Here is a 26631-nt window from a genome sequence, read left to right as displayed (position 1 = left end):
AGACGCGACAAGAAGCTGGTGTCTACGGTCCTCGACTACCACGGGATCAGGCGTAGGCAGAGCCGAGGCTCCGCCTACGCCTGATGTTTCCCTAGGCGAGGGCCGCGCTCAGCTCGGCGTCCGCCGTCGTTGTTTCACCGGCGCCGCCAGCGCGGATGAGGTCCGCGCAGCGCTCGCCGATCATCATGACGGTGATGTTCGGGTTAACGGTGACGTGCTCGGGCATGACCGAGGCGTCGGCGACGCGCAGGCCGGTGACCCCCTTGACGCGCAGCTCGGGATCGAGGGGCGACATGTGGTCATCGGCCGGCCCCATGCGGACGGTGCCGACGGGGTGGTAGACGGTGTTGTGCGTCTTGCGGATGTAGTCCTGCAGCTCCTCGTCGGTCTGCGCCTCGACGCCGGGGGAGAGCTCGCGGCCGGCCCATTCGGCCATGGCGGGCTGGGCGGCGATTTCGCGGGCCTTGCGGATGCCGGCGACCATGACGCGCATGTCGTGGCCCTCGGGGTCGGTGAAGTAGCGCGGGTCGACCATGGGCTTGTCGCGGAAGTCCCGGCTGCGCAGCCGGACGGTGCCGCGCGAACGGGCGTGCGTGACGTTGGGCGTGAGGCTGAAGCCGTTCTCGGTGGTGGGGTAGCCGTGCCGCAGGGTGTTCATGTCGAACGGCACGGAGCCGTAGTGCATCATCAGGTCGGGGCGGTCCAGGCCGTCCTCGGTGGGGGTGAAGATGCCGATCTCCCACCACTGGGTGGACTCCGCGACCATGGGCTGCCTGGCCTCGAACTGCACCACGCCTTCCGGGTGGTCCTGCAGGTGTTCGCCGACGCCGGGGGAGTCGACCAGGACCTCGATGCCGTGCTCGGCGAGGTGCGCGGCGGGGCCGATGCCGGAGAGCATGAGCAGCTTCGGCGAGTCGATGGCGCCGGTGGAGAGCACGACTTCGCGCCGCGCGGCCAGCCGGTGGGTGCGGCCGAAGGCAGAGTCCACGATGTCGACGCCGGTGCAGCGTTTGTCCGCGTCGAACACGAGCTGGCGGGCGCGCAGGCCGGTCAGCAGGGTGAAGTTCTCCCGCTCGATGATCGGGTGGATGTAGGAGACCGAGCTGGAGGAGCGGGTGCCGTCAGCGCGGCGGTTGATCTGGAAGAAGTTGGCGCCGTTGACCACGGTGGTGCCGGTGTTGAACTTCGCGCGGGGAATGCCGGCCTGCTCGCAGGCGTCCAGGAGTGCGACGCCGGCGGGATCCTTCGGGGGCACGTTCATCAGGTGCACGGGGCCGGAGTCCCCGTGGTGCGGCGCGTCGGGGCCGGCGTCCTCGTTGGTTTCCAGCCGCTGGTACAGCGGCCAGGCTGCCTCGGCGTTCCAGCCGGTGGCGCCGTACTTGGACTCCCACTCGTCCAGGTCCTCGCGCGGCGCCCAGAAGGCGATGCAGGAGTTGTGGCTGGAGCAGCCGCCCATGACCTTTGCACGGGCGTGGCGCATGAAGGAGTTGCCGTTCTCCTGCGGCTCGATCGGGTAGTCCCAGTCGTAGCCGGACTCGAGCAGTTCCATCCAGCGGTCCAGCTGCAGCACCTCGGGCAGGCCGCGGTCGTCCGGGCCGGCCTCCACCAGCGCCACGGTCACGGCGGGATCCTCGCTGAGCCGGGCGGCGACGGCGGCCCCGGCGGATCCGCCGCCGACGACGATGTAGTCGAACTCGCGGTCAGCCGGGCTTTCGATGTTTTTGATGTTGTCGATGTGCATCTAGTTCTCCTTGCCGTGGTCAGCGAACCAGCCGGTCACCTGCGGGCTGGTGTTCTGGTAGATGTGCTTGGCCTCCTGGTACTCCGCCAGGCCGGTCGGGCCGAGCTCGCGGCCGACCCCGGACTGGCCGAAACCGCCCCACTCGGCCTGCGGAAGGTAGGGGTGGAAGTCGTTGATCCAGACGGTCCCGTGCCGCAGCCGGCCGGCCACGCGCTGCGCTTTCCCGGCATCCTGGGTCCAGACCGCGCCGGCTAACCCGTAGTTGGTGTCGTTGGCGGTCGCCACGGCCTCGTCCTCGGTGCGGAAGGTTTCGACCGTGACCACCGGGCCGAAGGCCTCATCCACGACGACGGACATTCCCCTGTGGACACGGTCCAGGACGGTCGGCTGGTAGTAGAAACCGCCGTCGTAGTTGTCCCCCTCAGGCGCCGCGCCGCCGCAGCGCAGCCGCGCGCCCTCCTCTATCCCGCGCTGGACGTAGGCGTGGACCTTCTCGCGGTGCGCCGCCGAAATCAGCGGCCCGGTCTCCGCGGCCTCGTCGAACGGGCCGCCGAGCCGGATGTCCTGCGCGCGGCGGACCAGCTCGTCGACGAAGCGCTCGGCGATCGATTCCTCGACCACCAGCCGCGCGCCCGCGGAACAGACCTGCCCGGAGTGCACGAACGCGCCGTTGAGCGCATTGTCGACGGCGGCGTCGAAGTCCGCGTCGGCGAACACCACGTTGGGGTTCTTGCCGCCGAGCTCCAGCGCGACCTTCTTCACCGTGCCGGCGGCGGCCGCGGCGATGCGCTTGCCGGTCTCCAGCCCGCCGGTGAAGGAGACGAGGTCGACGTCGGGGTGTTCCGAGAGCGGTGCGCCCGCCTCGGCGCCGGCGCCGGTCACCAGGTTGGCGACGCCGTCCGGCAGGCCCAGGTCCTGCAGCAGCTGCATGGTCAGGATCGAGGTGGACGGGGTGAGCTCGGAGGGCTTGAGCACGAAGGTGCAGCCGGCCGCCAGCGCGGGCGCGATCTTCCACGCGGCCTGCAGCAGCGGGTAGTTCCACGGCGTGATCATCCCGCAGACGCCCACCGGCTCGTACACGATCCGGCTAACGACGCCGGGGTCCCCGGCGTCGACCACGCGGCCCGCCTCCTGTCCGGCGAGCCTGCCGAAGTATTCGAAGCAGGCCGCGATGTCGTCCATGTCGATGCGGCTCTCGATGATCCGCTTGCCGGTGTCCAGGGACTCGGCGCGGGCGAACTTCTCGCGGCGCTCGCGCAGTTCCGCGGCGACCTTGAGCAGGAAGGCGCCGCGCTCGGGTGCCGGGACGGAGGTCCAGACGCCGGAGTCGAAGGCGGCGCGGGCCGCGGCGATGGCGCGCCCGGCGTCCGCGCGGCCGGCCTCGGACACGGTGGCGACCAGTTCGCCGTCGGCCGGGTTCCGGATCTCGCGCACCGCGCCTGATGCGGCCGGCTCCCAGGCGCCGTTGATGAATAGGGTGGACACGGTATCGGTCAAGGTGTCTCCTTTGCTGGTGCGTCGACGGGTTCGTCGACTGTCTGGTAGTCGGTTTCCCAGTCCGCCTTGGGCGGGACGTTTTCGGCGACGGTGCTGTAGGGCAGCGTGTCGCGGTGCTGGTGCAGGAACTCCAGGTGCACTTCGTAGTGGTCCAGCACGTCGGCGATGACCTCGTCCTTGCTGTAGCCCATGAGGTTGTAGCCGTGGCTGCCCTCGAGCGAGAACACCTCGATCCGGTAGTACTTCTCGCAGGCGGCGGTGGAACGTGCGTGTGACGGGACGGCGCGCTGGACCGGGTAGATCTGGTACTTGAAGGTGCGCTCGCCGTCGAGCTCCACGCAGAGGTCCGCGGTGTCGATCCCGAAGGCCTCCACCGTGCTCGTTTCCAGCGTGGCTTTCAGGCCGCGGGTGCAGAGGTCGGCCCGCACCTCATCTAGTGCGGGGACCGCAGTCCCGCGGACGAAGCGCTGGGCCTGCTGCTGGCCCGGGAAGTCCATGGCCCGCGCGAGCCGGTGGCGCCAGCCGCGGCGGGGACCGCCCGCCGTGTTGGTGCGCGAGTTCAGCACCGAGTGCAGGCCGGCCTGGTAGCTGTCGGCCAGCGCGGTCTCCAGGCGCAGCGCCTTGTAGAGGCCGAGCATGATGAAGACCAGCACCACGGAGAACGGCAGCCCCATGATCACGGTGGCGCTCTGCAGCGTGGGTACACCGCCGACCAGCAGCATGCCCAAGGTCAACAGGCCGGTGGCGACGGACCAGAAGACCCGCAGCCACTTGGGGCCGTCGGAGTCCGCATCCTTCAGGTGGGAGCTGAAGTTGCTCATGACGAGGGCGCCCGAATCCGCGCTGGTCACGTAGAACAGCAGTCCGGTGAAGGTGGCGATGGCCGCGCTCAGCGGGGCCAGCGGGTACTGCTCAAGTAGGCCGTAGAACGCGCGCTCCGGGTGGCTCATCGCCATCTCGCCGAACTCCGCGTTGCCGCCCATCACCAGCTCGAGGGCGCTGTTGCCGAAGATCGAGATCCACAGCAGGATGAACCCGAACGGCACCACCAGCACGCCGAACACGAACTCGCGCAGGGTCCGGCCGCGGGAGATGCGCGCCAGGAACAGCCCCACGAAGGGAGCCCAGGCGATCCACCAGGCCCAGAAGAACAGCGTCCAGCCGTTGAGCCACTCGTCCGGCCGGTCGTAGGCGAACGTGTCGAGCGCCATGGACGGGAAGCGGGACAAGGTGTCGCCGATGTTGTTCACGATGCCGTCGAAGAGGAAGCGGGTGGACCCGGTGATGAGGACGAAGACCATCAGCGCGATCGCCAGGATGACGTTGAGCTCGGACAGCCGGCGGATGCCCTTCTCGACCCCGGTGAGTACCGAGACGGTCGCCATCACGACGGCCACCGCGATCAGGGCGATCTGGACGAAGGTGTTCTCCGGAATGCCGAACTGGAAGCTCAGGCCGTAGTTGAGCTGTGCGACGCCGATGCCGAGGCTGGTCGCGATGCCGAAGATCGTGCCGAGCAGGGCCGCAATGTCGACGGCGTGTCCCAGCGGCCCGTGGATCCGCTTGCCGAGGATGGGGTACAGGGCGGAGCGGATGCTCAGCGGCAGGTTGTGCCGGAAGGCGAAGTAGCCCAGGGCCAGCCCCATCAGGGCGTAGAGGCCCCAGCCGAGGATGCCGTAGTGGAACAAGGTCCAGACCATGGCTTGGCGCGCGGCTTCAACCGAGGAACCCTCGCCCGTCGGCGGAGCCAGGAACTGGGTCACGGGCTCCGACACCGAGAAGAACATCAGGTCGATGCCGATGCCGGCGGCGAAGAGCATCGCCGTCCAGGTGAAGATGTTGAAGGTCGGCCTAGAATGGTCCGGGCCGAGGCGGGTCTTGCCCACCCGGCTCAGCGCCACAAAGACGACGAACGCCAGGACGGCGACGACGATCAGTGAGTACCACCAGCCGAACGTCTCGCCCACCCACGTCACCGCGGAGCCGATCACCGCGTCCGCGGACTCGCGGTCCAGGATGGCCCAGAGGGCGATGCCAAGGACGCCGGCTGCCGAACCGATGAAGACGGTCTTGTTGACCCGCGTTCGTGGCTCGGGGTCGGGCACAGGCCCGGGCAGGGGAGGTGTGGTGTCCGGCGCAGGACTCTTGCTGTTTCCTTCGTCGAGCCGGGGCTCGACGGTCTCGGGCGGCGTGCTCATTTCGGTCTCGTACCTCGCATCGATAGCTGGTGCTGGTCGCGGTCTCGCTGATAGCCATGGCCTCATCAGGGTCTGAGCCCTGACGCTAGCAACAGTGGAAATCAGCACGCTGGCGCGCGCATAGCACATCCAAAAGGTGGCAGGTATCACTCGTTTGGTTGAGGGGCATCACTCGCAAGGATGCTCCCGTACAGGTAGGGTCCTCCATCAGCTCAGGGGTGGGCAGGAAGGGGGCAGTGCTCCTTCAACCGCCGCGAATCGGCTCATGCAGAGCAGGCTAGTTGAGATTGAACAAGTGTTCAAGACTAGATTTGAACAGATGTTCAAGGTAAATTAGGCCGATCTATGACCATGGAAGGGCTTCTGGATGACGTGAAAAACCGGCGGCCAGCGGTGCCGGGTTCGCCACCGTGAACGTTCGCAAAGGCCGCTCCGCCTTGTGCTACGGGGCGAAGGCGATCTCTTCCGTGCGGCTGATGCTCCGCTCGGTGGCTGTCCTGTCCATGCCGAGGAGCGCCGTCAGCCAGACACCGTTCTGCAGAACCACTATGTCGTCGGCCCGCTTCCGGCATTCCTCTGCAGACAGTTCCGGCCTGGCATCGCCGATCAGGGCGGCGAGCCCTGCGACATACCGCTCGAACGCGGCGTCGTTGATCCGCGCAAAGTCCTCGTTGGCCTTCGCGAGCGCCCAAAGGTGGAGGCGCAGCGACAGATATTGCCTCGTCAGCAAATCCGGATCCACAACGTCCCGAAGGGCCTTGAGCAGGCGTTCCTCCGGGGCCAAGGCCGGATCGGGCGCGACCAGCGCGACGTCGTGCTCGTCCACCCGTTTCAGGGCTGCCCGGATCAGGCTCGCCTTGTCCGCGTAGTAGTAGTTCACGAGCCCCAGCGCAACGCCGGCTTCCCGGGAAACGGCGCGCATGTTGACACCCGAGATCCCATGACGGGACAGCAGGTCCATGGCCGCGTCAAGAATCCGCGTCTGCCTGTCAACCTGTACGCCGGAGTTCACGGTGCCTGTCTTCATTCGGCCAGACTATGGCCAAAACCCGGCCCGAGTGAATTGTTCGCGGTCGTCGGGCGGCCGCTTGGATTCAGGCCACGCGGACTGGGCCCTCTGGAGCGGTGCCGGTCGGTGATCGATTCTTTTCCGCCGCTCTGATGCGCGAAGCTGCGATGCTTGAGGGGTGACCTCGATTTCGACGGAAGTGCCCCGGACCGCGCTGAGCTGGAAGCTGGTGCCGGCGGTGCTGCTGTCCGCATCGGGAGTGCTGCTGTTCGGGGTCGGGAACGACCCGGTGGGCTACGGCGTGCTCGCCCTGAGCCTGGCTGCGGCGGCACTCGTCGACCGCGAATTACTGCGGCATCTGGCGCTGGTCGCGGCGGGAATGGTGATCATCAGCCTGGTGCCGCTGAACGCCGACCTGAGCATCGGGCACATGGCCCTGATGGGCGCCGCCCTCGCTTTGGCGGTGCTGGTGCCGTGGCTGGTGTCCCGGTTTGTCTACCGCGAGAACATCATCAAGTTTCCGGTGAGGACGGGCCGGAAATGGCCGTTGGCCGCGAAGCTGTACCTGGTCGGCGTGGTGGCACTCGGCTACTTCATCCTGCCGGTCTATCTGATCAGCACCGGGGTCTACCGGAACTGGCCCGACGCGTCCGACCCCGCGATTTTCTGGCGGCTCTTCGTCGGAGTGAACGCGGTGGGCATCTGGGACGAGCTCTTCTTCATCTGCACGACCTTCACGCTGCTGCGGCGGCACTTTCCCGACTGGCTCGCCAATCTCCTGCAGGCCGTGGTCTTCTCATCGTTCCTGTGGGAGATCGGCTACCAGGCGTGGGGCCCGCTGCTGACGTTTCCGTTCGCGTTGCTGCAGGGCTACACGTTCAAGCTGACGAAGTCGCTGACCTACGTGGTCTCGGTGCACCTGATCTTCGACTTCGTGCTGTTCCTCGCGCTGGTGCACGCCCACAACCGGGACTGGCTGCCGATCTTCCTCTACTGAGGGGTCGGCGGAACTAAGGACCCGCCCGAGGCGGGCGCAACGCCTACGTGACGTCGCCGTCGTTATTGGTCAGGCGGCCGCGGGGGCGACGGTTTCGTGGGTGACGCCGTAGGGGACCTGATCGCTGAGCTCTACGGTGAACCGGCCGGGGCCGGTCTTGGTGACGAGGACGCCGCTGCGGCCGAGGAGGGCGGCCTCGCGCTGGAACTCTTCCACGACGGCGTTGAGCTCGCTGTGGGCCTGCTCGACCGTGGAGGCGGTGATCTTCTTTTTGGCCAGGGTGGAGGTGCTCATCTTGGTCAACTTTGTTCGGCTGCGGTGGGAAGCGCTTGACGTCCGACGATTCCTCTTCGCTGACAGGGCGTTCGGACGCAAGCTCCAGACAAATTACCTTGTGCTCTTGCGCTCCGCCAATTCATGTGGTGAAGCCGCAGGTCAGGCGAGTGTCATGTCCGGCGATTCGCAGCTCAATGCGAGGACTGGTCCGGCACCGCGTTGAGATCCTGCATCAGCCACTTCAGGGCCTCCGGGCGGGAGGTGAAGAAGCGGGTGGGACAGGGCGGAGTGTGGACGCCGAGGAAGAAGTTGGCGATGACGCGGTCGACGGCCGATTTGCCGAGGAGCGCGATCCGGTTGGCTGCGCAGGGGATGGAGAAGACGGCTCGGGCGCCGCGGCTGACGGCCTCCGTGGTCGCCATGTCCACCAGCATGGGGTGCTCGGTGTCGCCGCAGAGTTCGTTGACGGCGCGCATGGCTGCGTGGGCGTCGTCGGCCTCGAGGCGCGCGCCGGTGACCCACTTGAGGTTGAGGATGCCGTCCGTCCTGAGCTCAAGGGTGGCTTTGCCGCCTTCGACGGTGAGGGGTTCCATGGCTTTCTCCTGGGGGTGGGGGCGCTTGGACATAACGATAAACCCGGGTGCGGTGTCAGCGGCAGAGGCGACGCCGGTCCGGCGGGACGTTTAGCCGGCCGATGTGCCCTACCCGTTCCGGGGCGGCGGTAATAGCATGCTTGGGTGCTGCCCGCGGAGGCAGCCGCATTGGTTCGCTGGAAGGGTTCTGACGATGGCCGTCATCGACATTATCGGCAGCGGGCACATGGCCCGAGGCATCGCGATCCGGATGCTCAAGGGCAACAACACCGTGCGGATCCTGGGGCGGAACGGCGCGCAGCTGAGGGACCTGGTGGAATCCCTCGGACCCGGAGCCAGCGGAGCCTACGCCGGGAATCCGCTGGAGGCCAGGATTGTGGTGCTGGCCGTGCCGCATGGGCAGGCCAAGCCGGTCATCCTCGAATACGGCGACGCCCTGGACGGCAAGATCGTCGTCGATATCAGCAATCCGCTGGACTACACGACCATGGACCGGCTCACCACGGCGCCGGGAAAGTCGGCGGCGGAGGAGGTGGCGGAACTGCTGGGCGGCCGGGCGGAGGTGGTCAAGGCGTTCAACACCACGTTTGCCCGGACCCTGGAGACCGGCATTGTGGCGGGACAGCCGCTGGACGTGCTGATCGCGGGGGACTCCGAGGGGGCCAAGGAGGAGATCAGTGCGCTGGTGGCCGCGGGCGGCATGCGCCCGATCGACGTCGGTCCGCTGCGCCGGGCGCGCGAGCTGGAGGCGATCATGCTCTTGGTGTCGGGCCTGCAGGTCAATCCGGAGCATATCCACTTCAATTGGGACACGGCGCTGAAGATCCTGCCGTAGCCCCGAACACCAGGGACCCCCGCGGCGCGAGGGGCGGCGTCCTGAGCTAAACTGCGGCGCGGTCCGTGGAACCGCGGACGATGAGTGAGCTTTCCAGAGTGAGCTGGGGCTGCTCGAGCTCGCGGCCTTCGATCAGGGCGCGGAGCTGTTCGCCGGCCTTGGCGCCCAGTGGCTCGGCCGGGAGGTGGACGCTGGTGAGGCCGGGGCTGCTCGTGGCGGAGTAGGGCAGATCGTCGAAGCCGGCGACGGCGAGTTCCTCGGGGACCCGCAGGCCGGCGACGCGGGCTTCCTGCAGCACGCCATAGGCGTGGGTGTCCGTGGCGCAGACGACGGCGGTCACCCCCGCCCGCTGCCACCGCGGCCAGGCGGCGGCGAATGCCTCGGCGGCCGCTCCGACGTCGATGGTGGTTCGGAGGTCTGCGTCCTCGACGGCCATACCTCGCGCGGCGGCCTCCGCGAGGAACGCCGCGCGGCGGAGTTCGAAGGTCGCGGTCCCGGTGACGCTGTCCAGATAGGCGACGCGGCGGTGTCCGCCGCCGGCCAGATGCTTGGCGAGCTCGCGGGCGCCTTGGGCGACGTCAAGGTTCACGGACGGGGCGTAGCCCTCCAGGCCGGGGGCGTCGAGCAGCACCAGCGGGCCGGTGCTGGACAGGTCCTCCAGGAACGCGGCATCGGGCGCGTCCACGAGCAGGCCGGCGGGCCGGAGGGCAAGGATCCGCCGGATGTCGTCCGCGCGGGGGAATTCGCCGGCCTCGGTGACGGAGAGCAGCAGCTGGAAATCGGAGCCGAGGGACTCGCGCACGCCGGCGATGACCTTGGCGAAGAACGGGTTGGAGATGTCCGGCGCGACCAGGACCACAATGGAGCTGACGCCGCGGGCCAGCGAGCTGCCGACGCTGTCCACCACGTAGCCGAGTTCGGCGATCGCCTGTCGGACCCTGGTGACGTTGCCGTCCGAGACCCGGCCGCTCGTTTTGCCGTTGGCGACCAGGGAAACCGTGGCCGTGGAGACGCCCGCCCGGGCGGCAACCATCGCCGCGGTCACGCGCTTCCCGGGCCGATGCTGCTGGGGTCGAGGCGCGGTTTCCATAGGCTCCATCGTAGGCACGTTAGGGCGGAGCGGAAGATCAACCCCTTCGCATATGCCTCGTCAAGCGTTTGACGCGGGAGGGTAGCAGATGCCACACTTCCTCTGATTGAAGTGCCCTTCGCGGCGCGCCCCGATGACGTGGAGAAAATATATGGACGCCACATCCGTCAGCCCCGAACCCCGAAAAATCATCCTCGACTGCGATCCGGGGCACGATGACGCCGTCGCGCTGCTGCTGGCCCACGGCAACCCGAACATCGACCTGCTCGCCGTGACCACCGTCGTCGGCAACCAGACGCTGGAGAAGGTCACGAAGAACGCGCTGGCCGTGGGGACCATCGCCGGCATCACCGGCGTCCCCTTCGCCGCCGGCTGCGACCGCCCGCTGGTGCGCACCATCGAAACCGCCCCGGACATCCACGGCGAGTCCGGCATGGACGGCCCCGCCCAGCCGGAGTCCGCGATCGAGCTGGACCCGCGCCACGCCGTCGACCTCATCATCGACACGGTCATGGCCCACGAGCCCGGAACCGTGACCCTGGTCCCGACCGGCGGCCTGACCAACATCGCGATGGCCGCCCGCAAGGAGCCGCGCATCGTCGAGCGGGTCAAGGAAGTTGTCCTGATGGGCGGCGGCTACCACGTCGGCAACTGGAGCGCCGTGGCCGAATTCAACATCATCATCGACCCCGAGGCCGCCCACATCGTCTTCAACGAGAAGTGGCCCGTGGTCATGGTGGGGCTCGACCTCACGCACCAGGCGCTGGCCACCCCGGACGTGGTCGCTCAGATCGAGGCGGTGGGCACCGGCCCCGCCCGCTTCGTCCGCGAGCTGATGGACTTCTTCGCGCAGACCTACAAGGATGCGCAGGGCTTCGACTACCCGCCGGTCCACGACCCGTGCGCTGTGGCCTACGTGATCGACCCGACCGTGATGACCACCCGGCGCGTCCCGGTGAACATCGAGCTGCAGGGCACGCACACCCTGGGCATGACCGTCGCGGACTTCCGCGCCCCGGCGCCGGCCGACTGCCACACCTCGGTTGCGGTGGAGCTGGACCGGGAGAAGTTCTGGAACCTGGTCACCGACGCTCTGGTGCGCATCGGCGAGGTCATCCCCGGGGCGTCCGTCTCCGCGCTGCCTTCCGCACGTCCCTCTGCGCGTACGACGCCGGCGTCCTCCTCCGTGGCGTCCCTGACCTCCGAGGCGGCGTCATGAGCAACGTCCTGTCCGAAACCAAGACCGCGCGCGGCGGCACCACCGCGCTGATGGTCGCCCTGCTGACCGCCTGCGTGGCCTTCCAGCTCAACGCCTCCATGCTCAGCCCGGCGCTGGTCACGATGGGCGAGGAACTGCAGACCGACCAGGCCTCGATCGGCCTGTCGCAGACGTGGTTCTTCACCACCGCCGCGCTCTTCTCCCTGTTCCTGCCCCGGCTCAGCGACGTGGTCGGGCGGAAGCGGATCCTGGTCGGGATGATGCTGCTGACCGCCGCCGGCTCCGTGATCGCGGCGCTGGCCCCGGACATCACCTGGCTCTTCGTGGGCCGCATCATCCAGGGCGTCAGCGGACCCACCGTGCCGCTGTGCCTGATCATGCTGCGCACCGCCGTCCCCAACCCGAAGTCCTACGGCACCATGATGGGCGTCATCCTGGCCGTCAACGGCGGCGTGGCCGGCGTGGATTCCTTCCTCGGCGGCTACCTGGCCGAGCACCACGGCTTCCGCAGCATCTTCTGGTTCATGGCCGTCCTCGGCGTCATCGCCGCCCTCCTCGTCGCCCGGCTGACCCGCGAAAGCAAGCCGCAGGCCGGCACCACCATGGACTGGGTCGGCGTGTTCTTCATCGTCGTCGCCGTCGGCACCGCGCTCACCGCGCTGAACGAGGCCGCCAAGCTGGTCAGCGCGTTCAGTACCGGCACGCTCGTCCTGGCACTGGTGCTGCTCGCCGTCTCCGCCGCCGCGTTCGCGGCGTTCTGGGGGACCGAGAAACGCGCCAAGCAGCCGATGGTCGAGATCGTCCACCTGCGCCAGCGCTCCACCTGGGCCCCGCTGCTCACCACCGTGCTCACCATGACCGGCATCTTCGCCGTCATCAACGGGATCGTCCCGGCCTACGTGCAGGCCGCCGACCCCGGCTTCGGCGTCGGCCCCACCGAAATGGCGCTGCTCATCCTGACCCCGTACGCGCTGCTGGGCTGGATCTTCGGCCCGATCAGCGGCCGGCTGGCGCCCGTGCTGGGCTACACCACCGTGCTGCGCATCGGCATGATCGGCAGCCTCGTTGCCCTCGGCATCATCGTGCTGTTCGGCCTGGACAGCCTCCCGCTGATGATCGCCGGCACCGCGCTGCTCGGCATCATGTACGCCGGCACCGCCAACATCATGCTCAACGGCCTCGGCGTGGTGCTCTCGCCCCCGGGCAACCCCGGCTTCCTGCCCGGCATGAACGCCGGCGCCTTCAACCTCGGCGCCGGGCTGAGCTTCCTGGTGCTGCCGGCCGTCCTGGTGGGCACCTCCGCCCTGGGCGACCGCGGCTCCTACTTCACCGTGGTGCTGGTCGGCCTGGTGATCACCGCCGCCGCGTTCGCCGCCTCGCTGCTGATCCCCAAGCCCGTCGAGGCCGAGGTCAAGGAAGAGCGCCCCAAGGCGGTAGAGGCAGAGGTGGCGCCGTGACCGCGCCCGGCCGCATCGTCGTCGTCGGTTCCCTGAATGCGGACCTGACGATCTACACCGAACGCCTGCCCAACCCCGGCGAAACGCTGCAGGGCGAGGGCTTCACCGTGAACCCGGGCGGCAAGAGCGCCAACCAGGCGGCCGCCGCTGGCCGGCTGGGCGCCAACGTCAGCCTCGTCGGCGCCGTGGGCGGGGACAGCAATGGCGACATGCTGCTGGCGTCCGCGGCCGCCGCCGGCGTGGACGTCTCCCGCGTCCGGCGCGCCGGGGACGTGGAGACCGGCGTTGCCGTCGTCACCGTCGACTCGCGCGGCGAGAACAGCATCGTCATCTCCGCGGGGGCCAACGGCACCGTGGCCCCGGCGGACATCGACGCGGCCAAGGACGTGTTCGACGGCGCCGCGGCGGTCTGCCTGTGCCTCGAGGTTTCGCTCGAAACGGTGGAGGCGGCCGCCAGGGCCGGGCACGACGCTGGCGCTACCGTCCTGCTCAACCTCTCGCCTTACGCTCCGGTCCCGGAGGGCCTGGCCGAGGCGGCCGACGTGCTGCTGGTCAACGCCCACGAGGCGTCGCAGTTCCTCGGCGGCGCGGACATTCCCGAACCCGAGGCGGACGCCGCCGACTGGGAATCCGTGCGGCTGAAGTTCGCGGAGCACCGGCTGGACCGGGCCGTCGTCACGCTCGGCGCGCACGGGTCGGTGGTGCTGGACTCTCTGGCCGCCGAGGGCAGCCGGATCACGCGGATCGCACCCACGAAGGTCGACGCCGTCGACACCACCGGAGCCGGCGACGCCTTCACCGGAGCCCTCGCCGCCCGCCTCGCCGCGGGGGAGACCCTCGCCCAAGCCGCCGGCTTCGCCTCCGTCGCCGCCGCCCTCGCCACCACCCAAAAGGGAACCCAGGCCGCCTACCCGAGCCTCGAGGACGTGCGGGCCCGGCTCGCCTGATGCCTCCGCCATCGGGTGGCCGGTTCGACTGGCGCCCGTGGCCCTACCGCGCGACGCAGCCCTGCCCCGCGAATGGCTCACCTGAGGCCAGCACGGGCGGGCGAGAGCCGGGACGCCGTCCTGCCGCGCGCCGCAGCCCCGCCGCAGCCAACTCCCCAGAGTTCGCCGCGCGTGCGGATAAACCCGCTAGCCAGAGCGTTGGTTGAAGGCTAAAGCAGGAAACGAGCGCTGAAGCGAGGGAAGTTCGGCCCCGCCTTCCGGCTCCGGCCCTGGTACCTCCCCTCCGGCCCTGGTACCCTCCCCGGCTCCGGCCCTGGTACCCTCCCCAGCCCCGCCCTGTACCGTACCCTCCCCAACCCGGCCGCCGCGTCTGCAAGCAGCAGTGTTGCCGGGAGCCGTCGGATAATGCTTGGGTGGTCTGCAGGAAGCGGAGTCCGCGAGCGTGGCAGGGAAAATGAGAATACTGGTTGCGGGTGCAGGAGCCACGGGCGGCTACTTCGGCGGCAGGCTGGTGCAGGCCGGACGGGACGTGACCTTCCTGGTCCGGCCGCGGCGAGCCGCCGAACTGAGTGGCGGGCTGAGGCTTCGCGGCCCCGAGGAGGAGCAGACCATTCCCGTCAGGACGGTCACCGCGGAGGAACTCGATTCCCCGTTCGACCTGGTGATCGTCGCGGTCAAGGCGGGCGCCCTGGAAGCGGTCGCGGAGCAGGTGGCCCCCGCCGTCGGGCCGGAAACCATGATCCTGCCGTTCCTGAACGGAATGTCGCACCTCGACGTGCTGACCGCCCGCTATGGCAGGGACCGCGTGCTCGGCGGGCTGGTGAAGGTCGTGGCCACCGTGGCCGAGGACGGCAGCATCCGGCAGATGAACCCGCTGGCCACCATGTCGATCGGCGAACCGTCGGGGGAGCGCACGGCGCGGGTGGAGGAGCTGTTCCGCGAGCTGGACGTCCCGGGCTACAAGCTCACTCTGGCCGACGACATCATGGCGGCGATGTGGCACAAGTGGGTCTTCATCGCTGCCGCCGGGACGATCACCTGCCTCATGCGCGGTCCCGTCGGCGACATTGTGGCGTGCGACGGCGGAAGGGACTTCGCCTTGGCCGCGATCGCGGAGGCCGAGGCCGTATCGGCGGCTGCCGGCCATCCCGTGTCCGAGAGGGAGCACGGGCTGAGCGTGCGGATGCTGACCGAGCCGGGCTCGTCCTTCACCTCCTCGCTGTACCGCGATGTCACGGCCGCCCTGCCGCACGAGGGCGAACACATCCTGGGCCAGCTCGTCGCCCGGGCCGACGCGCTGGGCGTCGACGTTCCGCTGACGCGGCTGGCCCTGCTCCAGCTCCGCGTCCACGACCGCCTGACCCGCGGCTAGGCCCGATCGGTCCCAAGTCGGCCTAGCCGGCCGTTCGACGCGTGAAAATCAGATGGACCACTCCGGCTGGAGAAGGGGTCGCCTCGATGGCAAAGCGTTGTTCGAGTCCTTCGAGCCCATCCCAGAGCCGTTCGCCACGGCCCAGGACGATCGGCACGAGGACCAGGTGCATATGGTCGATCAAATCGGCCTCGAGGAACTGTCGAACCGTGCTGACGCCGCCACCGATCCGGACGTCGAGGTCGCCGGCCAGGGCGCGGGCCTGCTTGAGCGCGGAGACGGGGTCGGCATCAACAAAATGGAAGGTCGTTCCGCCCTCCATCTCGAGTGTCGGCCGCGGATGGTGGGTCAGGACAATGACCGGGGTGTGGAAGACGGGGTTATCGCCCCACCATCCCTTCCATTCCTCGTCCTCCCAGGGACCGCGTTGAGGTCCGAACTTGTTGCGCCCCATGATCTCCACGCCGATCCCGGGCCCCCACTTGCTGGCGAACGCCTCGTCGACGCCGAGGGATCCGGCCGACTTCCCGTGGATGCCCATCTCGCGGAAGGTGCGCGTCTCGAAAGCCCACTCCACTAGCCGTGAGCCTGCGTGACCGAACGGAGCGTCGAGTTGCTGGCCCTCCCCGGTGCCGAAGCCGTCGAGGGAGATCGAGAAGTTATGCACGCGGACGAGGGACATGTAATCTCCTGAGGTGTTTGTCGGTCGCAATCATATTCGGGCAGCGCGCTGTAGTTCCGCCCAGCCGGTCAGTGTGTGGTCGCCGGCCAGTGTTTGGTCAAGGGGCTATTTCCGGTTGAGGAAGACGCTGACGTCGTCGTTGTTGATGAGGTCCGGAACGGTCCAGCCGTCGAGGTCGTACTCGCTCATGCACTGCTCGGCGAAGCCGGTCATCATGTCCGTGATGCCCTCGGCCTGGGCGGCGAAGAGGATCTCGGCTTTGACGTTTTCGTGGTTTCCGGAGTAGTTGCGCTCGTACAGTTCATGCCGGCCGCCGAATTCGGTGCCGACGGCGTCCCAGAGCAGCTTCATGAGCTTGACCCGGTCCACGGCCTGGATCCCGCCGGAACCGCGGACATACTTGTCGAGGTAGGGCCGGATCTCCGCCGTCTTGAAGTCCAGGGCGGAGGAGTTGAGATAGATCAGGCCCGAGGAGACATCCTGCTCGATGATCTCCTTGACCCGGGGGTAGCCCGTGGCCATGAACATCCGGTAGGTCAGCCCGTAGTCGAGCTTCGGCAGGATCGTGCCGTTGGGGCCTTGGTCCGGATTGGCCGCCATGGCGTCGGCGAGGGCGTAGAACATGTTGCGCCAACCGATGACCTCGCCGGCCCGCGACTGCACGCCGCGGAAGTCCTGGGTCCCGGCGATCTCCAGCGCCTTGAGCAGCAGGCCGGCGATGAAGTCCAGCTTGACGGCCAGCCGGATGACGCCTTGGTAGGTGAAGCGGTTGAGGAAGCCGGTCTGCGGGAAGAAGTTGTTGATCTTGTCGATGTCGCCGTAACAGAAAACGTTCTCCCAGGGGATGAGGACCTTGTCGAAGACGAAGACCGAGTCGTTCTCGTCGAGGCGGGAGGACAGCGGGTAGTCGAAGGGCGTACCCATCACGGCGGCCTGATGCGAGTACGACGCTCGGGAGATCAGTTTCACGCCGGGCGCATCCATGGGAACGGTGCAGATCAGCGCGAATTCCTTCTTCTTGATCGGCAGTCCGTAGTGGGCGATGAAGTTGTAGTTGGTGATGGCCGAGCCGGTGGCCACCACCTTGGCGCCCGAGACGATGACGCCGGAATCGGTTTCCTTCTCCACCTTCATGAAGACGTCGCCGACCTGGTCCGGCGGCAGGTTGCGGTCGACCGGCGGGTTGATGATCGCGTGGTTCCAGTAGAGGACCTTTTCCTGCGACTCCTTGTACCAGCGCAGGGCGTTCTCCTGGTAGGGCTGGTAGAAGTCCGGCATCCCGCCCAAGGTTCCCAAGAATGCCGCCTTGTAGTCGGGGGAGCGGCCGAGCCAGCCGTAGGTCATCCGGGCCCAGGTCTCGATGGCGACCCGGTCCTGCCTGAGGTCTTCCACGGAACGGGCGGCCTTGAAGAACGGGTGGGTCATGCCGCCGGAGCCCGTGTCCGTGGGAACCAGCAGCTTGTCAGCCGTTTCAGGGTTGTGAAAGCCGTCGTAGAGCCGCGCAACCATGCGGATGGAGTTGCGGAAGGCCGGGTGCGTGGTGACGTCCTTGACCCGTTCGCCGTAGATCCAGACTTCCCGGTCGTCCTTGAGCGAGTTGATGTATTCGTCGCCGGTCATGGGCTTGGAGCTGTCCGCGGGTGTGGTGCGTGCGCCGATGTCCGGCTTCTTGTCCACCGTGTCAGTCATCGGTCGGGTCCTTTCAGAGGGCGTGCAGACGTGAGGGGTTTGAAGGCGTCGGCGCCGGAGAACCAGCCGGTCTCCAGCGAGTCGCCAGAGTGGTGCCAGGGGCTGGGGCCGGACAGCGGACCGATCTCGCGGAACTTGCCGCCGAAGAACAGCAGCGGCTCCCGCTCGGTGATCTCCAGTTTGCGTACTTGCCCGACGACGATGACGTGGTCGCCGCCGTCGTAAATTTTCCACGGCAGGCACTCCAGGGTGGCCGCGTTCCCGACCAGTACGGGAACGTTGCCGTCCAACTGCCACTCGGGTGGCCGGGGGAGCGGTTTGCCGGCGAAATGCCAGGCCGCATCGAGCTGATCCTGGGCGAGGATGTTGATCGTGAACGGCGCGTCCTCGAGGTACTGGGCTGCCCTGGAACTGCGCGTCAGCGTGACCTGGGCCAGCGGCGGATCCAGCGAGACCGCGGTGAAGGCGTTCACGGTGGCCCCGTGCGGGGTCCCGTCCTTAGCTCGGCAGGTCACCACGGTGACACCGGTGGCAAAGCGCCCGAAGGTGTTCCGCAGTTCCCGCGGGTCGATGGAGGGCTGGTCATTCACCGCCGGCAGGTCGCTATTCCGGGTCAAGGACGAAGTCGTAGGTGACCTCGCGGCCGTTGCCGTCCGTGCGCGGAGTGGGGTCCAGGATCAGCTCGGGCTTCACGGCGGATGCGATGTCGTCCCCGACATGCGGATCGCCCTGGAAGTATAGCTGCGTGGTAATCAGCTGATGTCCCGGTGCGGAGACCTTCAGGTGCAGGTGAGCCGGACGCCAGGCGTGCCAGCCGGCGGCGGCGATGAGCTGGCCGCACGCGCCGTCGGTGGGAATCTGGTAGGGGGCCGGCTGGATGGTGTTGATGGCGAAGTTTCCGTCCGCGTCGGCAATGACGGTCCCGCGGAGGTTCCATTCCGGCAGGCCCGGCGCGTACTGGGAGTAGAAGCCGAGGTCGTCGGCGTGCCAGATCTCGATCTTGGCTCCGGCCAGGGGCCGGTCCTCCAGATTCGTGACGCGGCCCTGGAACAGCAGCGGCGTACCCGGTTCGTCCTCGCGCATCGGCAGGGTGGCCGGGGTGCGCTGTTCCGGGGCATCCGGGACATAGTAGGGACCCTCGATGGTGCCCTTGGACCCGTGCCGGTTCTCGTTGGCGACCTGCTCCACGGAGTGCTCGACCCAGACATCCAGGAAGAGGGGCCACTCACCGTCCTCGCCGACCTTGATCAGCCAGGCCTTGAAGGCGTTGTATTCGTCGTAGGTGACCTTTTCTTCCAGCACGGTGTCGTTGATGGCCTTGACGAGGCGGGAGGCAAGCCGGTTCACGCGCTCCTTGTCCGCCCCGGCGGCGGATGCCTTTTGCGCCCGGAACCTCTCCGTGGCCCGCTGGCCGGAGGCGGCCGCGGTTGCTTCGGTTTCCTGAGTCATTTCTTCACCTCTCCAGATCCAAGCGCGCGGACCATCATTCGAAGCCTGCGGTGCTGCTGAACGCCATACTTATGACGGGCGTCCGGCGGTGGCCGTGGCGATTGCAGTTCATTCAGGCCGCAGTACCGCCGTACCCGTGGAAAAGCTCTTCCAAGTGCAGTCTGTGACTCGGATCACGCGCTGTCAAGGAGGCCTTATGGAGGTCCCTGCCCGAGGTTGGGCGCGGTGGGCTGCAGGTGAGCGCTCTCCCGGGCATGTTCCGTTGCGGTTCCTCGGATCATCAGGCACTCAGGGAATTGCCAGCTTGCGTTCTGCCTGTGCCCAGTCTGGGCCCCTAGATTAGTCAGTACCTCAAAGGTGCGAGTGAGCGGCACCGGCCAGGGTCAGGAGTTCCCCCAACCTCCCGGACCGGCCGGTGCCAACTCTTTTAACGCCCGAACTCCCGGATCCATGAACGTCTGGAGGTAGACGAGGGGATTCCCGGAGGTATGCATGGCGCGCGAAGCCCGCTACGCATCGCGGCGGCGGGCCAGGCGCTCTACGACTCTGTCCGGCAGGAAGCGGGCGAGGACGGCAGCCGCCTTGTACTTCAGCGAGGGGATGGACAGGGGCTTCCCTGCCCCCGCGTCCCGCAGGGCTTCGCGGACGACCTGGTCGGCGTTCAGCCAGGCGAAGGACGGAATGGTTTTCTTATCCAGCCGCATCCGGTCGTGGAATTCGGTGTGGACGTAGCCGGGGCAGAGGGCGGTCACGGAGATTCCCCGGTCCCGGTAGAAGACGTTGGCCCAGCGGCTGAAGTTCACCATGAGCGCCTTGGCCGCGGAGTAGGTGCCGCGGGGAGTGAAGGCCGCCATCGAGGCTACGTTGATGATGCGTCCGCCGCCCGTGGCGGCCATGGACCGCAGGGCGGCGTGGCACAGGCGCAGCGGGGCTTCCGTGTGGATGCGCAGGTGCTTGAGCTCGTCCTCGAGGTCGTTGTCGGCGAAGTTTCCGAGCAGTCCGTACCCCGCGTTGTTGACCAGCACGGTCACGGGCCGGTCCGTGGCGGCGAGGCGCGCGGCGACGCGGTCGATGCCGTCATCCGTGATCAGGTCGGCGGCGATGGTCTCCACCGGCACCCCGTAGCGTTGCTGCAGCGAGGCCGCCGCCGCGGCGAGGCGCTCCCCATCGCGGGCCACCAGGACCAGGGCGAGGCCGCGCTCGGCCAGCTGGCGCGCGAACTCGGCGCCGAGGCCCGCGGTGGCGCCGGTGATCAGCGCCGTTCCGGGCGCGGCGGGGGTGTTGCCTGCAGGACGATGATGCTCGTTAGCCATGGCCCGACTGTAATGCAGGGCGGGACGCACCGGTCGAAGCCGCCCCGGAAAGGTGCGTCCCGCCGTCGTACTTTTTCTGCGTTAGATGGAGGCGGAGACCTCCCAGATGTCCACGTTGGTGCCTCCCGCGGTGATGTCGTCGATGCGGCGCAGCTCGTCATCCGAGAAGGAGGTGTTGGCGAGGGCACCGAGGTTCTCGTCCAGTTGGGTTGTGGAGGAGGCGCCAAGCAGGACGGAGGTGACGCCGCCGTCGCGCAGCAGCCAGGCGATGGCGAGTTGGGCGAGGGTCTGGCCGCGCTCGCCGGCGATCTCGTTGAGGGCGCGGGCCTTGGCGATGTTCTCTTCGGTGATGTGGCCCTGCAGCGAGCCGCGTCCGCCGCTCGGCTCGGCGCCGGCGTCGCCGATGTACTTGTTGGTCAGCAGGCCTTGGGCGAGCGGGGTGAAGGCGATGGAGCCCATGCCGTTCTGTTCGAGCGTTTCCAGCAGCCCGTTTTCCACCCAGCGGTTGAAGAGCGAGTACGCCGGCTGGTGGATCAGCAGAGGGGTCCCAAGATTGCGGGCGATGTCCGCGGCCGCGGCGGTGCGCTCGGGCGAGTAGGAGGAGATGCCGACGTAGAGCGCCTTGCCCTGCCGGACCAGGGAGTCGAGGGCGCCGATGGTCTCTTCGAGCGGAGTGTCGGCGTCGGCGCGGTGGGAGTAGAAGATGTCGACGTAGTCCAGGCCCATCCGCTCCAGCGACTCGTCGGCCGAGGCGAGGATGTACTTGCGGGAGCCGAGCTGGCCGTGGGGTCCGGGCCACATGTCCCAGCCGGCCTTGGAGGAGATGACGAGCTCGTTGCGGTACGGCCTGAAGTCCTTGCGGAGCATCCGGCCGAAGTTCTCCTCGGCGGAGCCGTAGGGCGGGCCGTAGTTGTTGGCCAGGTCGAAGTGCGTGATGCCGCTGTCGAAGGCGTGGCGGAGGATTTCGCGCTGGGAGTCGAAGGTGCGGTTGTCGCCGAAATTCCACCACAGGCCGAGGCTGATGGGCGGCAGCAGGAGGCCGCTGTTGCCGACCCTGCGGTAGCCGAAGTGCTCGTAGCGGTCGGCGGCGGCGACGTACGGCCGGTGCGTTTCGGGGACGGGGCTGAAGCGGACTTCGTTCTGCGGGGACAAGGAAACCTCCTGTTGGCTTGGGAAGGCGGCGGCCGCGCCAGACGAGGCGGGGCTGCTTCATGAAAAATCCTAGGGCCCTGCGGGCGTGGCCGGAACAGCACCGTGAAAGCCAGCGACGGTAGCGCAGCGGGGCAGTACTTGTCAGCGATTGAGTCGCGGCGTGACGAAGTATGGCAGCACGTGACTTTCCGTTGAGCCGGGAGCCCCGCCATGTGACGCCCGGGCGGCGCCGGACGCCTTCACATTGTTCAATGGATCCACACCATCTAGAGCGGCCGAGAGACCTGGCTCGTCGACGCCGCAGCAAGTTCATGGATTCCCGCCATGGATAGTGCTTCGGCCAGGACCGATGGAGATCTAACGATTTCGCCCGCACTGATGCGCAGCTGTGCAGCGCGGGCTGGTTCGCGATTCCTCCATCACCTGGACATTCGAAGGACACGAACCATGCATAAGACCAAAGCCACAGCCAACCGCCGTGCCACCAGGCCGCACCGCCCGATTTTCCGGGTCATCGGCCTGATCGCCGCGGCCTCGCTGCTCGTCACCGGCTGCTCCCTCAAGGAGCCGGTGCCGCAGTCCGGCGGAGCCAATCCGCAGGCAGGGGCAGGCGCTGCCAATGTCCCCGCCGCGGAGGAGAATTCCGTCGCCGACGCACCCTCGCTCGAGGGAAAGACCATCGGCATCGCCGCGAAGGACATCGTCCACGACTTCAGCCGCGTGGTCTACGAGGAACTGCAGGCGAGCATCGAGCAGCGGGGCGGCAAGGTGATTGCCACCCAGGCGGAGGCCAAGGATGACAAGCACGTCACCGACGTCGAAAATCTCGTCACGCAGAGCCCGGACGCGATCGTTGTGATCCTCGGTGACTCCCAGACGCTCTCACCGGCGCTGAAGAAGGTCGACGACGCGGGCATCCCGCTGTTCACCATCGACTTCCAGTCGGAGTACAGCAAGAACAACGTCACCAGCGACAACTGGGTCATCGGCTCCACCCTCGCCCGGACGCTGGCGGAGGACATCGGCGGCAAGGGCAAGATCCTGGCGTTCAACGGCTTCCCGGGTGTGGCCCCGTGCCGCATCCGGTACAGCGAACTGAAGGTGGTGCTCGAGGACTACCCGGGCATCGAGATCCTCGAGCCCGAGCTGCAGGACAAGTACGAGGGCACCATCGAGGACGCGAAGAAGCAGATCCAGGACCAGCTGCGGCGCCTGCCCGAAGGCGAAGTGGATGCGGTCTGGAGCTGCTGGGACATCCCGCTGATCGGGGCCGCGCAGGCGATCGACTCGGCCGGGCGCGACGACATCAAGCTGTACGGCGTCGACGCCGAACCCGGTGCGCTGGACCTGATCGCCGATCCCGGCAGTGCCTATCAGTTCACGGTGGCGCAGCAGACCAAGGCGATGGCCGCGAAGTCGGCCGAGAACGTCGCCCTGTTCCTGGGCGACCGGCAGGACGATGTGCCCAACACCAGCTACCTGCCTCCGGTGTTTGTCGACAAGTCGAACGTGAATCAGGTGCGCAGTGAACTCGGAATCTAGCAGCGAGCTGCTCGCGATGCGGGCGATCAACAAGTCCTTCGGCGCCGCACGGGTGCTTGCCGACGTCGATCTCTCCCTGGCGTCCGGCGAAATCCTGGGGCTGGTCGGCGAGAACGGCGCCGGGAAGTCGACCCTGATCAAGATCCTGACGGGTCTTTACACGGCCGACGGCGGCAGCATCGAGCTCGCCGGAAAGCCGGTGCTTATCACCAAACCTGCCGACGCTGAGGCGCTCGGAATCCACGTCATCCACCAGGACCGGCACTTCGCGTCGAAGCTCACAGTTGCCGAGCAGCTCTACCTCGGGCAGCGCGGGCTGGGCGGCGGCTGGGTCCGTTCCCGGCAGCTCGAGGCACGCGCCGCCGCTGACATCCAGCAAATCACCGGCCGGGAGATCGACCCGTCGCTGCTGATCGATCAGCTCACGGTCGCCCAGCAGCAGCTGATCCAGATCACCCGCGCGGTCCTCTCGGAGCCGCGCGTGCTGATCCTGGACGAGCCGACGGCCCCGCTGGCCGCCCGGGAAGCCGAGCAGCTCTTCGGGACGCTGCGGCGCCTGAAGTCCCACGGTGTCGGGATCATCTACATCTCGCACTACCTGCAGGAGCTCAACGACATCACCGACCGGATCACGGTGCTGCGGAACGGCCGCAACGTCGGAGACGTCCGGCTCCGCGACGGGGACACGCTGGAGGACGTCGTCGAGCTGATGGTCGGGCGCAAGGTCGTGGAATTCGAACATGGCCGCGAGCCCCGCCGGCCGCAGGACGATCGCCCGGCCCTGCGCGTCTCGGGGCTGACGGTCCCCGGCGCGCTCGACGGGCTGGACCTCGAGGTCAGGGCTGGCGAAGTGGTCGCCGTGACCGGGCTGGTGGGTTCCGGCATCGACGTGCTGGCCGACGCCGTCACCGGCATGAGCCGCCGGCACGGGGACGTGACTCTCAAGGGGAAACCCATTCGGCGGATCTCCGACTTCGTCGCCGACGGCGGAGCATATGTTCCGTCGGACCGGCGGCGCGACGGGATTTTCGTTCGCAACACCGTGCAGGAGAACCTGTCGATGGCGAGCCTGGGCCGCGTTTCCCGGCTGCTTGGATTCATTTCGCCGCGCCTGGAACGGAGGCTCTCCGAACGGCTCATCGAGAAGCTCGACGTGCGGCCGGCCGATGGTTCGGCCGTGGCCGGGAGCCTCTCCGGCGGCAACCAGCAAAAGGTTGTCCTGGCCAAGTGGCTCCAGACCGCACCGGCCGTGCTGGTGCTGGACCAGCCGACCTCGGGAGTCGACGTCGGCAGCCGATCGCAGATCTACACGCAGATCAATGAACTGGTCGACGGCGGGGCGGCCGTCCTGGTCGTGACCGTTGACCTGGAGGAGCTGGTCGGCATCGCGGACCGCACCTTGGTCCTGTACCGCGGCAAGGCCGTGGCGGAGCTGTCCGGTCCCGACGTGACGACCGACCGCATCCTGGAGATCGCCTCCGGTGCCGCCGACGGCTCTGACACCGCCAAAAAAACCAAGGAGTTCGCATGAGCGCCACCACCCTCGCGGGGGCCTCCGCGGCTCCGCGCACCAGGCCAGCGCTGATCACCTGGGCCGGCTACGCCATTGTCGTGCTTGTCCTGGCCGTCTTCGCGGTGGGATCACCGCATTTCCTGCAGTGGTCCAACCTCGCCTCCGTCCTGAACCAGGCCGCCGTCTTCGCCGTCGCCGGGATCGGACTGGCCATCGTGATCATCACCGGCGGGGACGACGTCCTCGAGGGAGGCATCGACCTGTCCATCGGCGCGGTTGCCGGCCTCGCCGGGACGGTCACGGCCGTGGCCGTCGCCGCCGGCGCCGTGAACGGTGCCGCCGTGGTCCTCGGCCTGAGGCCCCTGCTGGCCACGCTGGCCACCATGGGGATCGCGACGTCGCTGGAACTCGTGGTCAGCGAGAACATCAAGGTCGCCCTGGAGGGGGAGCTGTTCCTGTGGCTGCGCCAGGGGAGCCTGCTCGGCCTGCCCGCCGCCGTGCTGTTCCTGGTCGTCATCGCCTTCGTGGCGTGGTGGGCGCTGGGCAGGACGGCTTGGGGCGTGAACAGCTATGCCGTCGGACAGAACGCCACCGCGGCTTCCGTCGCCGGCCTGGCGCCCTCCCGCTACCGCTTTACCAGCTACGTCATCAGCGGGCTGCTCGGCGGGATCGCCGGAATCATCCTGGCCTCGCGGCTCTCCGCCGCGGTGCCGGGCATCGGAACCCAGATCCTGCTGGACATCATCCTGGTCGCCTACATGTCCACGGTCTTCTCCCGCCGCCTGGTGGTCAACGTGCCGGGAACTGTCGTCGCCGCGGTATTCGTGGCGGGCCTGGCCAACGGCCTGACGCTCCTCGGCGTGGCCAGCCAGTGGATCGGGGCCGCCAAGGGCGTGCTGATCCTGCTGGTGCTCGCCGTCGTCGTTGTTCGAGGAAGGAGCGCCACGAGATGACGCTGACCCATCAACCCTCTGTCCGGAACCAGCCGCGAAAGCCGCACGACAAACAGCATGGTGGACGCGTGGGCCCGAGCCGCACGGACCAGCTGCTCCGGCTCCTGCCGCGGCTCATCGCTCCGGTGGCGCTCGCGGCCATCCTCTTCATCTTCAGCCTGCTGTCGCCGGTGTTCCTGACGGTCGACAACCTCGCGGGCGTCCTGAGCCAGATGGCGATCCTGGCCTTGGTCGCGGTCGGGCTGACCGTCGTGGTCCGGGCCGGAGGAATCGACCTGTCCGTCGGCGTCGCCCTCGACCTGGCGGCCTTGGCAGCCGCCGCGCTGATCGCCGACGGCTACCGCGCCTGGGTGGCCATCGTTGCGGGACTCGTCTTCGGCCTGCTGGTCGGGGCGGTCAACGCCCTGCTGGTCGTGGGGCTGCGGATTCCGCCGTTCCTGGCGACGCTCAGTGTCTGGTTCATCGGCACCAGCGTCCAGCAGCTGCTGACCGGCGGCGGTGCGCCGATCTACCTGTCCACGCCGCGCGTCCCGATCGAGTTCGCGCTGCTGGGCCGAGGCTACGTCGTGGACCTCGACGGGGTCGTGATCAGCGCGGCGATCGTCGCCGTCGTCGTCGCCGTCCTCCTGGGTCTTACGCGCTGGGGCCGTTCGGTGACCGCCGCCGGCGAGCAGCCCTCTGCGGCCCGCATCTCAGGCCTCCGGATCCACAGGCTGCAGATCAGTGCGTACCTGCTGTGCTCCCTGGTGGCGGCCTTCGCCGGCGTCATCCTCGCCTCGCGCACCAACGGCTTCGTTCCGGGGAGCGGACAGGCGTACCTGATGGATGCCATCGGCGCCGTGTTCATCGGGGCGACGTTGAGCCGGTTCGGCCGCGCTTCGGTGCCCGGCACGCTCGTCGGGGTGCTGATCTTTGCCCTGCTCAGCAACGGGATGAACCTGATCGGCCTCTCCTTCTTCTGGCAGGGGCTGGGCCGCGGAATCGTCCTGCTGGCGATCCTGCTCCTCGGGGTCCTGCTCTCCCGCGGCGATACCGCCCGCGCGGGAGCCTTGAAGCGGCTTTTCGCGAGGCCCGCCGCCACCATCCACAGACAGAAAGCCGAGTAGC

General features: G+C 68.0%; 23 protein-coding genes and 1 riboswitch. Of the genes, 10 read left to right on the top strand and 13 right to left on the bottom strand.

The genetic code is table 11. The features are described from left to right. Positions 1-91: 91 nt before the first annotated feature. From OC550_RS18025 to OC550_RS18010, 4 genes are all read right to left on the bottom strand, one after another. A complete protein-coding gene (locus OC550_RS18025) occupies positions 92-1741 on the bottom strand; it encodes a GMC family oxidoreductase (RefSeq protein ID WP_262107314.1) in 1650 nt (549 codons plus the stop codon). Next, positions 1742-3238 carry an aldehyde dehydrogenase family protein gene (locus tag OC550_RS18020; protein ID WP_262107313.1) on the bottom strand — a complete coding sequence of 499 codons (1497 nt, stop codon included), beginning with the start codon at positions 3236-3238 and terminating at the stop codon, positions 1742-1744. It abuts the gene before it with no gap. Beyond that, positions 3235-5436 (bottom strand): choline BCCT transporter BetT, encoded by a 2202-nt coding sequence (betT, locus tag OC550_RS18015; RefSeq protein WP_262107312.1) that lies wholly within the window; start codon positions 5434-5436, stop codon positions 3235-3237. The genes OC550_RS18020 and betT overlap by 4 nt, the downstream gene beginning before the upstream one ends. 442 nt (positions 5437-5878) lie before the next feature. Next, positions 5879-6463, bottom strand: a complete 585-nt coding sequence (locus tag OC550_RS18010; protein WP_262107311.1) for a TetR/AcrR family transcriptional regulator — start codon at positions 6461-6463, stop codon at positions 5879-5881. A gap of 160 nt (positions 6464-6623) precedes the next feature. Here OC550_RS18010 and OC550_RS18005 point away from each other — a divergent pair, with 160 nt between their 5' ends. Then, positions 6624-7442 (top strand): CPBP family intramembrane glutamic endopeptidase, encoded by an 819-nt coding sequence (locus tag OC550_RS18005; RefSeq protein ID WP_262107310.1) that lies wholly within the window; start codon positions 6624-6626, stop codon positions 7440-7442. Between the two features lie 69 nt (positions 7443-7511). On the opposite strand, the gene OC550_RS18000 is transcribed toward OC550_RS18005, so the two are convergent. Next, entirely contained in the window at positions 7512-7736 is a 225-nt protein-coding gene (locus tag OC550_RS18000; protein ID WP_262107309.1) for a hypothetical protein, read from the bottom strand. Between the two features lie 173 nt (positions 7737-7909). Next, complete coding sequence (locus OC550_RS17995) at positions 7910-8311, bottom strand: STAS/SEC14 domain-containing protein (RefSeq protein WP_262107308.1); 402 nt, start codon at positions 8309-8311, stop codon at positions 7910-7912. A 193-nt stretch (positions 8312-8504) separates the two neighbouring features. On the opposite strand from OC550_RS17995, the gene OC550_RS17990 reads away from it, so the two are divergent. Continuing rightward, on the top strand, positions 8505-9146 hold the full coding sequence (locus tag OC550_RS17990) for an NADPH-dependent F420 reductase (RefSeq protein ID WP_262107307.1): 642 nt from the start codon (positions 8505-8507) through the stop codon (positions 9144-9146). A 46-nt stretch (positions 9147-9192) separates the two neighbouring features. Here the strand turns inward: OC550_RS17990 and OC550_RS17985 are convergent, their stop codons facing one another. Further along, complete coding sequence (locus tag OC550_RS17985; RefSeq protein ID WP_262107772.1) at positions 9193-10179, bottom strand: LacI family DNA-binding transcriptional regulator; 987 nt, start codon at positions 10177-10179, stop codon at positions 9193-9195. 208 nt (positions 10180-10387) lie between these two features. Between OC550_RS17985 and OC550_RS17980 the strand changes: the two genes are divergently transcribed. The 4 genes from OC550_RS17980 to OC550_RS17965 all read left to right on the top strand — a co-directional run bounded on the left by OC550_RS17980 (position 10388) and on the right by OC550_RS17965 (position 15231). Beyond that, positions 10388-11455 carry a nucleoside hydrolase gene (locus OC550_RS17980; protein WP_262107306.1) on the top strand — a complete coding sequence of 356 codons (1068 nt, stop codon included), beginning with the start codon at positions 10388-10390 and terminating at the stop codon, positions 11453-11455. After that, positions 11452-12912 (top strand): MFS transporter, encoded by a 1461-nt coding sequence (locus OC550_RS17975; protein WP_262107305.1) that lies wholly within the window; start codon positions 11452-11454, stop codon positions 12910-12912. The genes OC550_RS17980 and OC550_RS17975 overlap by 4 nt, the downstream gene beginning before the upstream one ends. Next, on the top strand, positions 12909-13859 hold the full coding sequence (locus tag OC550_RS17970) for a ribokinase (protein WP_262107304.1): 951 nt from the start codon (positions 12909-12911) through the stop codon (positions 13857-13859). Before OC550_RS17975 ends, OC550_RS17970 begins: the two co-directional genes overlap by 4 nt. 454 nt (positions 13860-14313) lie before the next feature. Continuing rightward, positions 14314-15231 carry a ketopantoate reductase family protein gene (locus tag OC550_RS17965; protein WP_262107303.1) on the top strand — a complete coding sequence of 306 codons (918 nt, stop codon included), beginning with the start codon at positions 14314-14316 and terminating at the stop codon, positions 15229-15231. Between the two features lie 22 nt (positions 15232-15253). Here the strand turns inward: OC550_RS17965 and OC550_RS17960 are convergent, their stop codons facing one another. From OC550_RS17960 to mgrA, 6 genes are all read right to left on the bottom strand, one after another. Then, positions 15254-15913, bottom strand: coding sequence for a dihydrofolate reductase family protein (locus OC550_RS17960; RefSeq protein ID WP_262107302.1), 660 nt, complete (start codon positions 15911-15913; stop codon positions 15254-15256). Between the two features lie 105 nt (positions 15914-16018). Further along, positions 16019-17602: a 4-hydroxyphenylacetate 3-hydroxylase family protein gene (locus OC550_RS17955; protein WP_262107301.1), complete on the bottom strand. Its 1584-nt coding sequence runs from the start codon at positions 17600-17602 to the stop codon at positions 16019-16021. Further along, entirely contained in the window at positions 17599-18219 is a 621-nt protein-coding gene (locus OC550_RS17950; RefSeq protein ID WP_262107300.1) for a flavin reductase family protein, read from the bottom strand. Before OC550_RS17950 ends, OC550_RS17955 begins: the two co-directional genes overlap by 4 nt. After that, the gene (gene catA / locus OC550_RS17945; RefSeq protein WP_262107299.1) at positions 18206-19051 is read right to left on the bottom strand and encodes a catechol 1,2-dioxygenase; all 846 of its coding nucleotides are present in this window, start codon (positions 19049-19051) and stop codon (positions 18206-18208) included. Before catA ends, OC550_RS17950 begins: the two co-directional genes overlap by 14 nt. A gap of 509 nt (positions 19052-19560) precedes the next feature. Beyond that, positions 19561-20364, bottom strand: coding sequence for an SDR family oxidoreductase (locus tag OC550_RS17940; protein ID WP_262107298.1), 804 nt, complete (start codon positions 20362-20364; stop codon positions 19561-19563). Between the two features lie 81 nt (positions 20365-20445). Continuing rightward, positions 20446-21516 carry an L-glyceraldehyde 3-phosphate reductase gene (gene mgrA, locus OC550_RS17935; RefSeq protein WP_262107297.1) on the bottom strand — a complete coding sequence of 357 codons (1071 nt, stop codon included), beginning with the start codon at positions 21514-21516 and terminating at the stop codon, positions 20446-20448. Between the two features lie 259 nt (positions 21517-21775). Continuing rightward, positions 21776-21872, top strand: a riboswitch (SAM riboswitch). A gap of 91 nt (positions 21873-21963) precedes the next feature. On the opposite strand from mgrA, the gene OC550_RS17930 reads away from it, so the two are divergent. Genes OC550_RS17930 through OC550_RS17915 form a run of 4 tightly spaced genes read left to right on the top strand, consistent with a single transcriptional unit; the run spans position 21964 to position 26630 of the window. After that, on the top strand, positions 21964-23058 hold the full coding sequence (locus OC550_RS17930; RefSeq protein ID WP_262107296.1) for a substrate-binding domain-containing protein: 1095 nt from the start codon (positions 21964-21966) through the stop codon (positions 23056-23058). Beyond that, positions 23042-24589: a sugar ABC transporter ATP-binding protein gene (locus OC550_RS17925; RefSeq protein WP_262107295.1), complete on the top strand. Its 1548-nt coding sequence runs from the start codon at positions 23042-23044 to the stop codon at positions 24587-24589. The genes OC550_RS17930 and OC550_RS17925 overlap by 17 nt, the downstream gene beginning before the upstream one ends. After that, positions 24586-25524 (top strand): ABC transporter permease, encoded by a 939-nt coding sequence (locus OC550_RS17920; RefSeq protein WP_262107294.1) that lies wholly within the window; start codon positions 24586-24588, stop codon positions 25522-25524. The genes OC550_RS17925 and OC550_RS17920 overlap by 4 nt, the downstream gene beginning before the upstream one ends. Further along, positions 25521-26630 (top strand): ABC transporter permease, encoded by a 1110-nt coding sequence (locus OC550_RS17915; protein WP_262107293.1) that lies wholly within the window; start codon positions 25521-25523, stop codon positions 26628-26630. Before OC550_RS17920 ends, OC550_RS17915 begins: the two co-directional genes overlap by 4 nt. The last annotated feature ends 1 nt before the right edge of the window (position 26631 follow it).

Source organism: Arthrobacter sp. Marseille-P9274 (genome assembly GCF_946892675.1).
Taxonomy (GTDB): Bacteria; Actinomycetota; Actinomycetes; order Actinomycetales; family Micrococcaceae; genus Crystallibacter.
This window is presented reverse-complemented; position numbering and strand designations above follow the sequence as displayed.

Excerpts from the sequence above, each read along its gene's own strand:
- OC550_RS18025 (WP_262107314.1), bottom strand. The coding sequence starts at position 1,741 with ATGCACATCGACAACATCAAAAACATCGAAAGCCCGGCTGACCGCGAG.
- betT (WP_262107312.1), bottom strand. The coding sequence starts at position 5,436 with ATGAGCACGCCGCCCGAGACCGTCGAGCCCCGGCTCGACGAAGGAAAC.
- OC550_RS18010 (WP_262107311.1), bottom strand. The coding sequence starts at position 6,463 with ATGAAGACAGGCACCGTGAACTCCGGCGTACAGGTTGACAGGCAGACG.
- OC550_RS18000 (WP_262107309.1), bottom strand. The coding sequence starts at position 7,736 with ATGAGCACCTCCACCCTGGCCAAAAAGAAGATCACCGCCTCCACGGTC.
- OC550_RS17995 (WP_262107308.1), bottom strand. The coding sequence starts at position 8,311 with ATGGAACCCCTCACCGTCGAAGGCGGCAAAGCCACCCTTGAGCTCAGG.
- OC550_RS17990 (WP_262107307.1), top strand. The coding sequence starts at position 8,505 with ATGGCCGTCATCGACATTATCGGCAGCGGGCACATGGCCCGAGGCATC.
- OC550_RS17985 (WP_262107772.1), bottom strand. The coding sequence starts at position 10,179 with ATGGTTGCCGCCCGGGCGGGCGTCTCCACGGCCACGGTTTCCCTGGTC.
- OC550_RS17980 (WP_262107306.1), top strand. The coding sequence starts at position 10,388 with ATGGACGCCACATCCGTCAGCCCCGAACCCCGAAAAATCATCCTCGAC.
- OC550_RS17975 (WP_262107305.1), top strand. The coding sequence starts at position 11,452 with ATGAGCAACGTCCTGTCCGAAACCAAGACCGCGCGCGGCGGCACCACC.
- OC550_RS17965 (WP_262107303.1), top strand. The coding sequence starts at position 14,314 with ATGAGAATACTGGTTGCGGGTGCAGGAGCCACGGGCGGCTACTTCGGC.
- OC550_RS17960 (WP_262107302.1), bottom strand. The coding sequence starts at position 15,913 with ATGTCCCTCGTCCGCGTGCATAACTTCTCGATCTCCCTCGACGGCTTC.
- OC550_RS17955 (WP_262107301.1), bottom strand. The coding sequence starts at position 17,602 with ATGACTGACACGGTGGACAAGAAGCCGGACATCGGCGCACGCACCACA.
- catA (WP_262107299.1), bottom strand. The coding sequence starts at position 19,051 with ATGACTCAGGAAACCGAAGCAACCGCGGCCGCCTCCGGCCAGCGGGCC.
- OC550_RS17940 (WP_262107298.1), bottom strand. The coding sequence starts at position 20,364 with ATGGCTAACGAGCATCATCGTCCTGCAGGCAACACCCCCGCCGCGCCC.
- OC550_RS17930 (WP_262107296.1), top strand. The coding sequence starts at position 21,964 with ATGCATAAGACCAAAGCCACAGCCAACCGCCGTGCCACCAGGCCGCAC.
- OC550_RS17920 (WP_262107294.1), top strand. The coding sequence starts at position 24,586 with ATGAGCGCCACCACCCTCGCGGGGGCCTCCGCGGCTCCGCGCACCAGG.
- OC550_RS17915 (WP_262107293.1), top strand. The coding sequence starts at position 25,521 with ATGACGCTGACCCATCAACCCTCTGTCCGGAACCAGCCGCGAAAGCCG.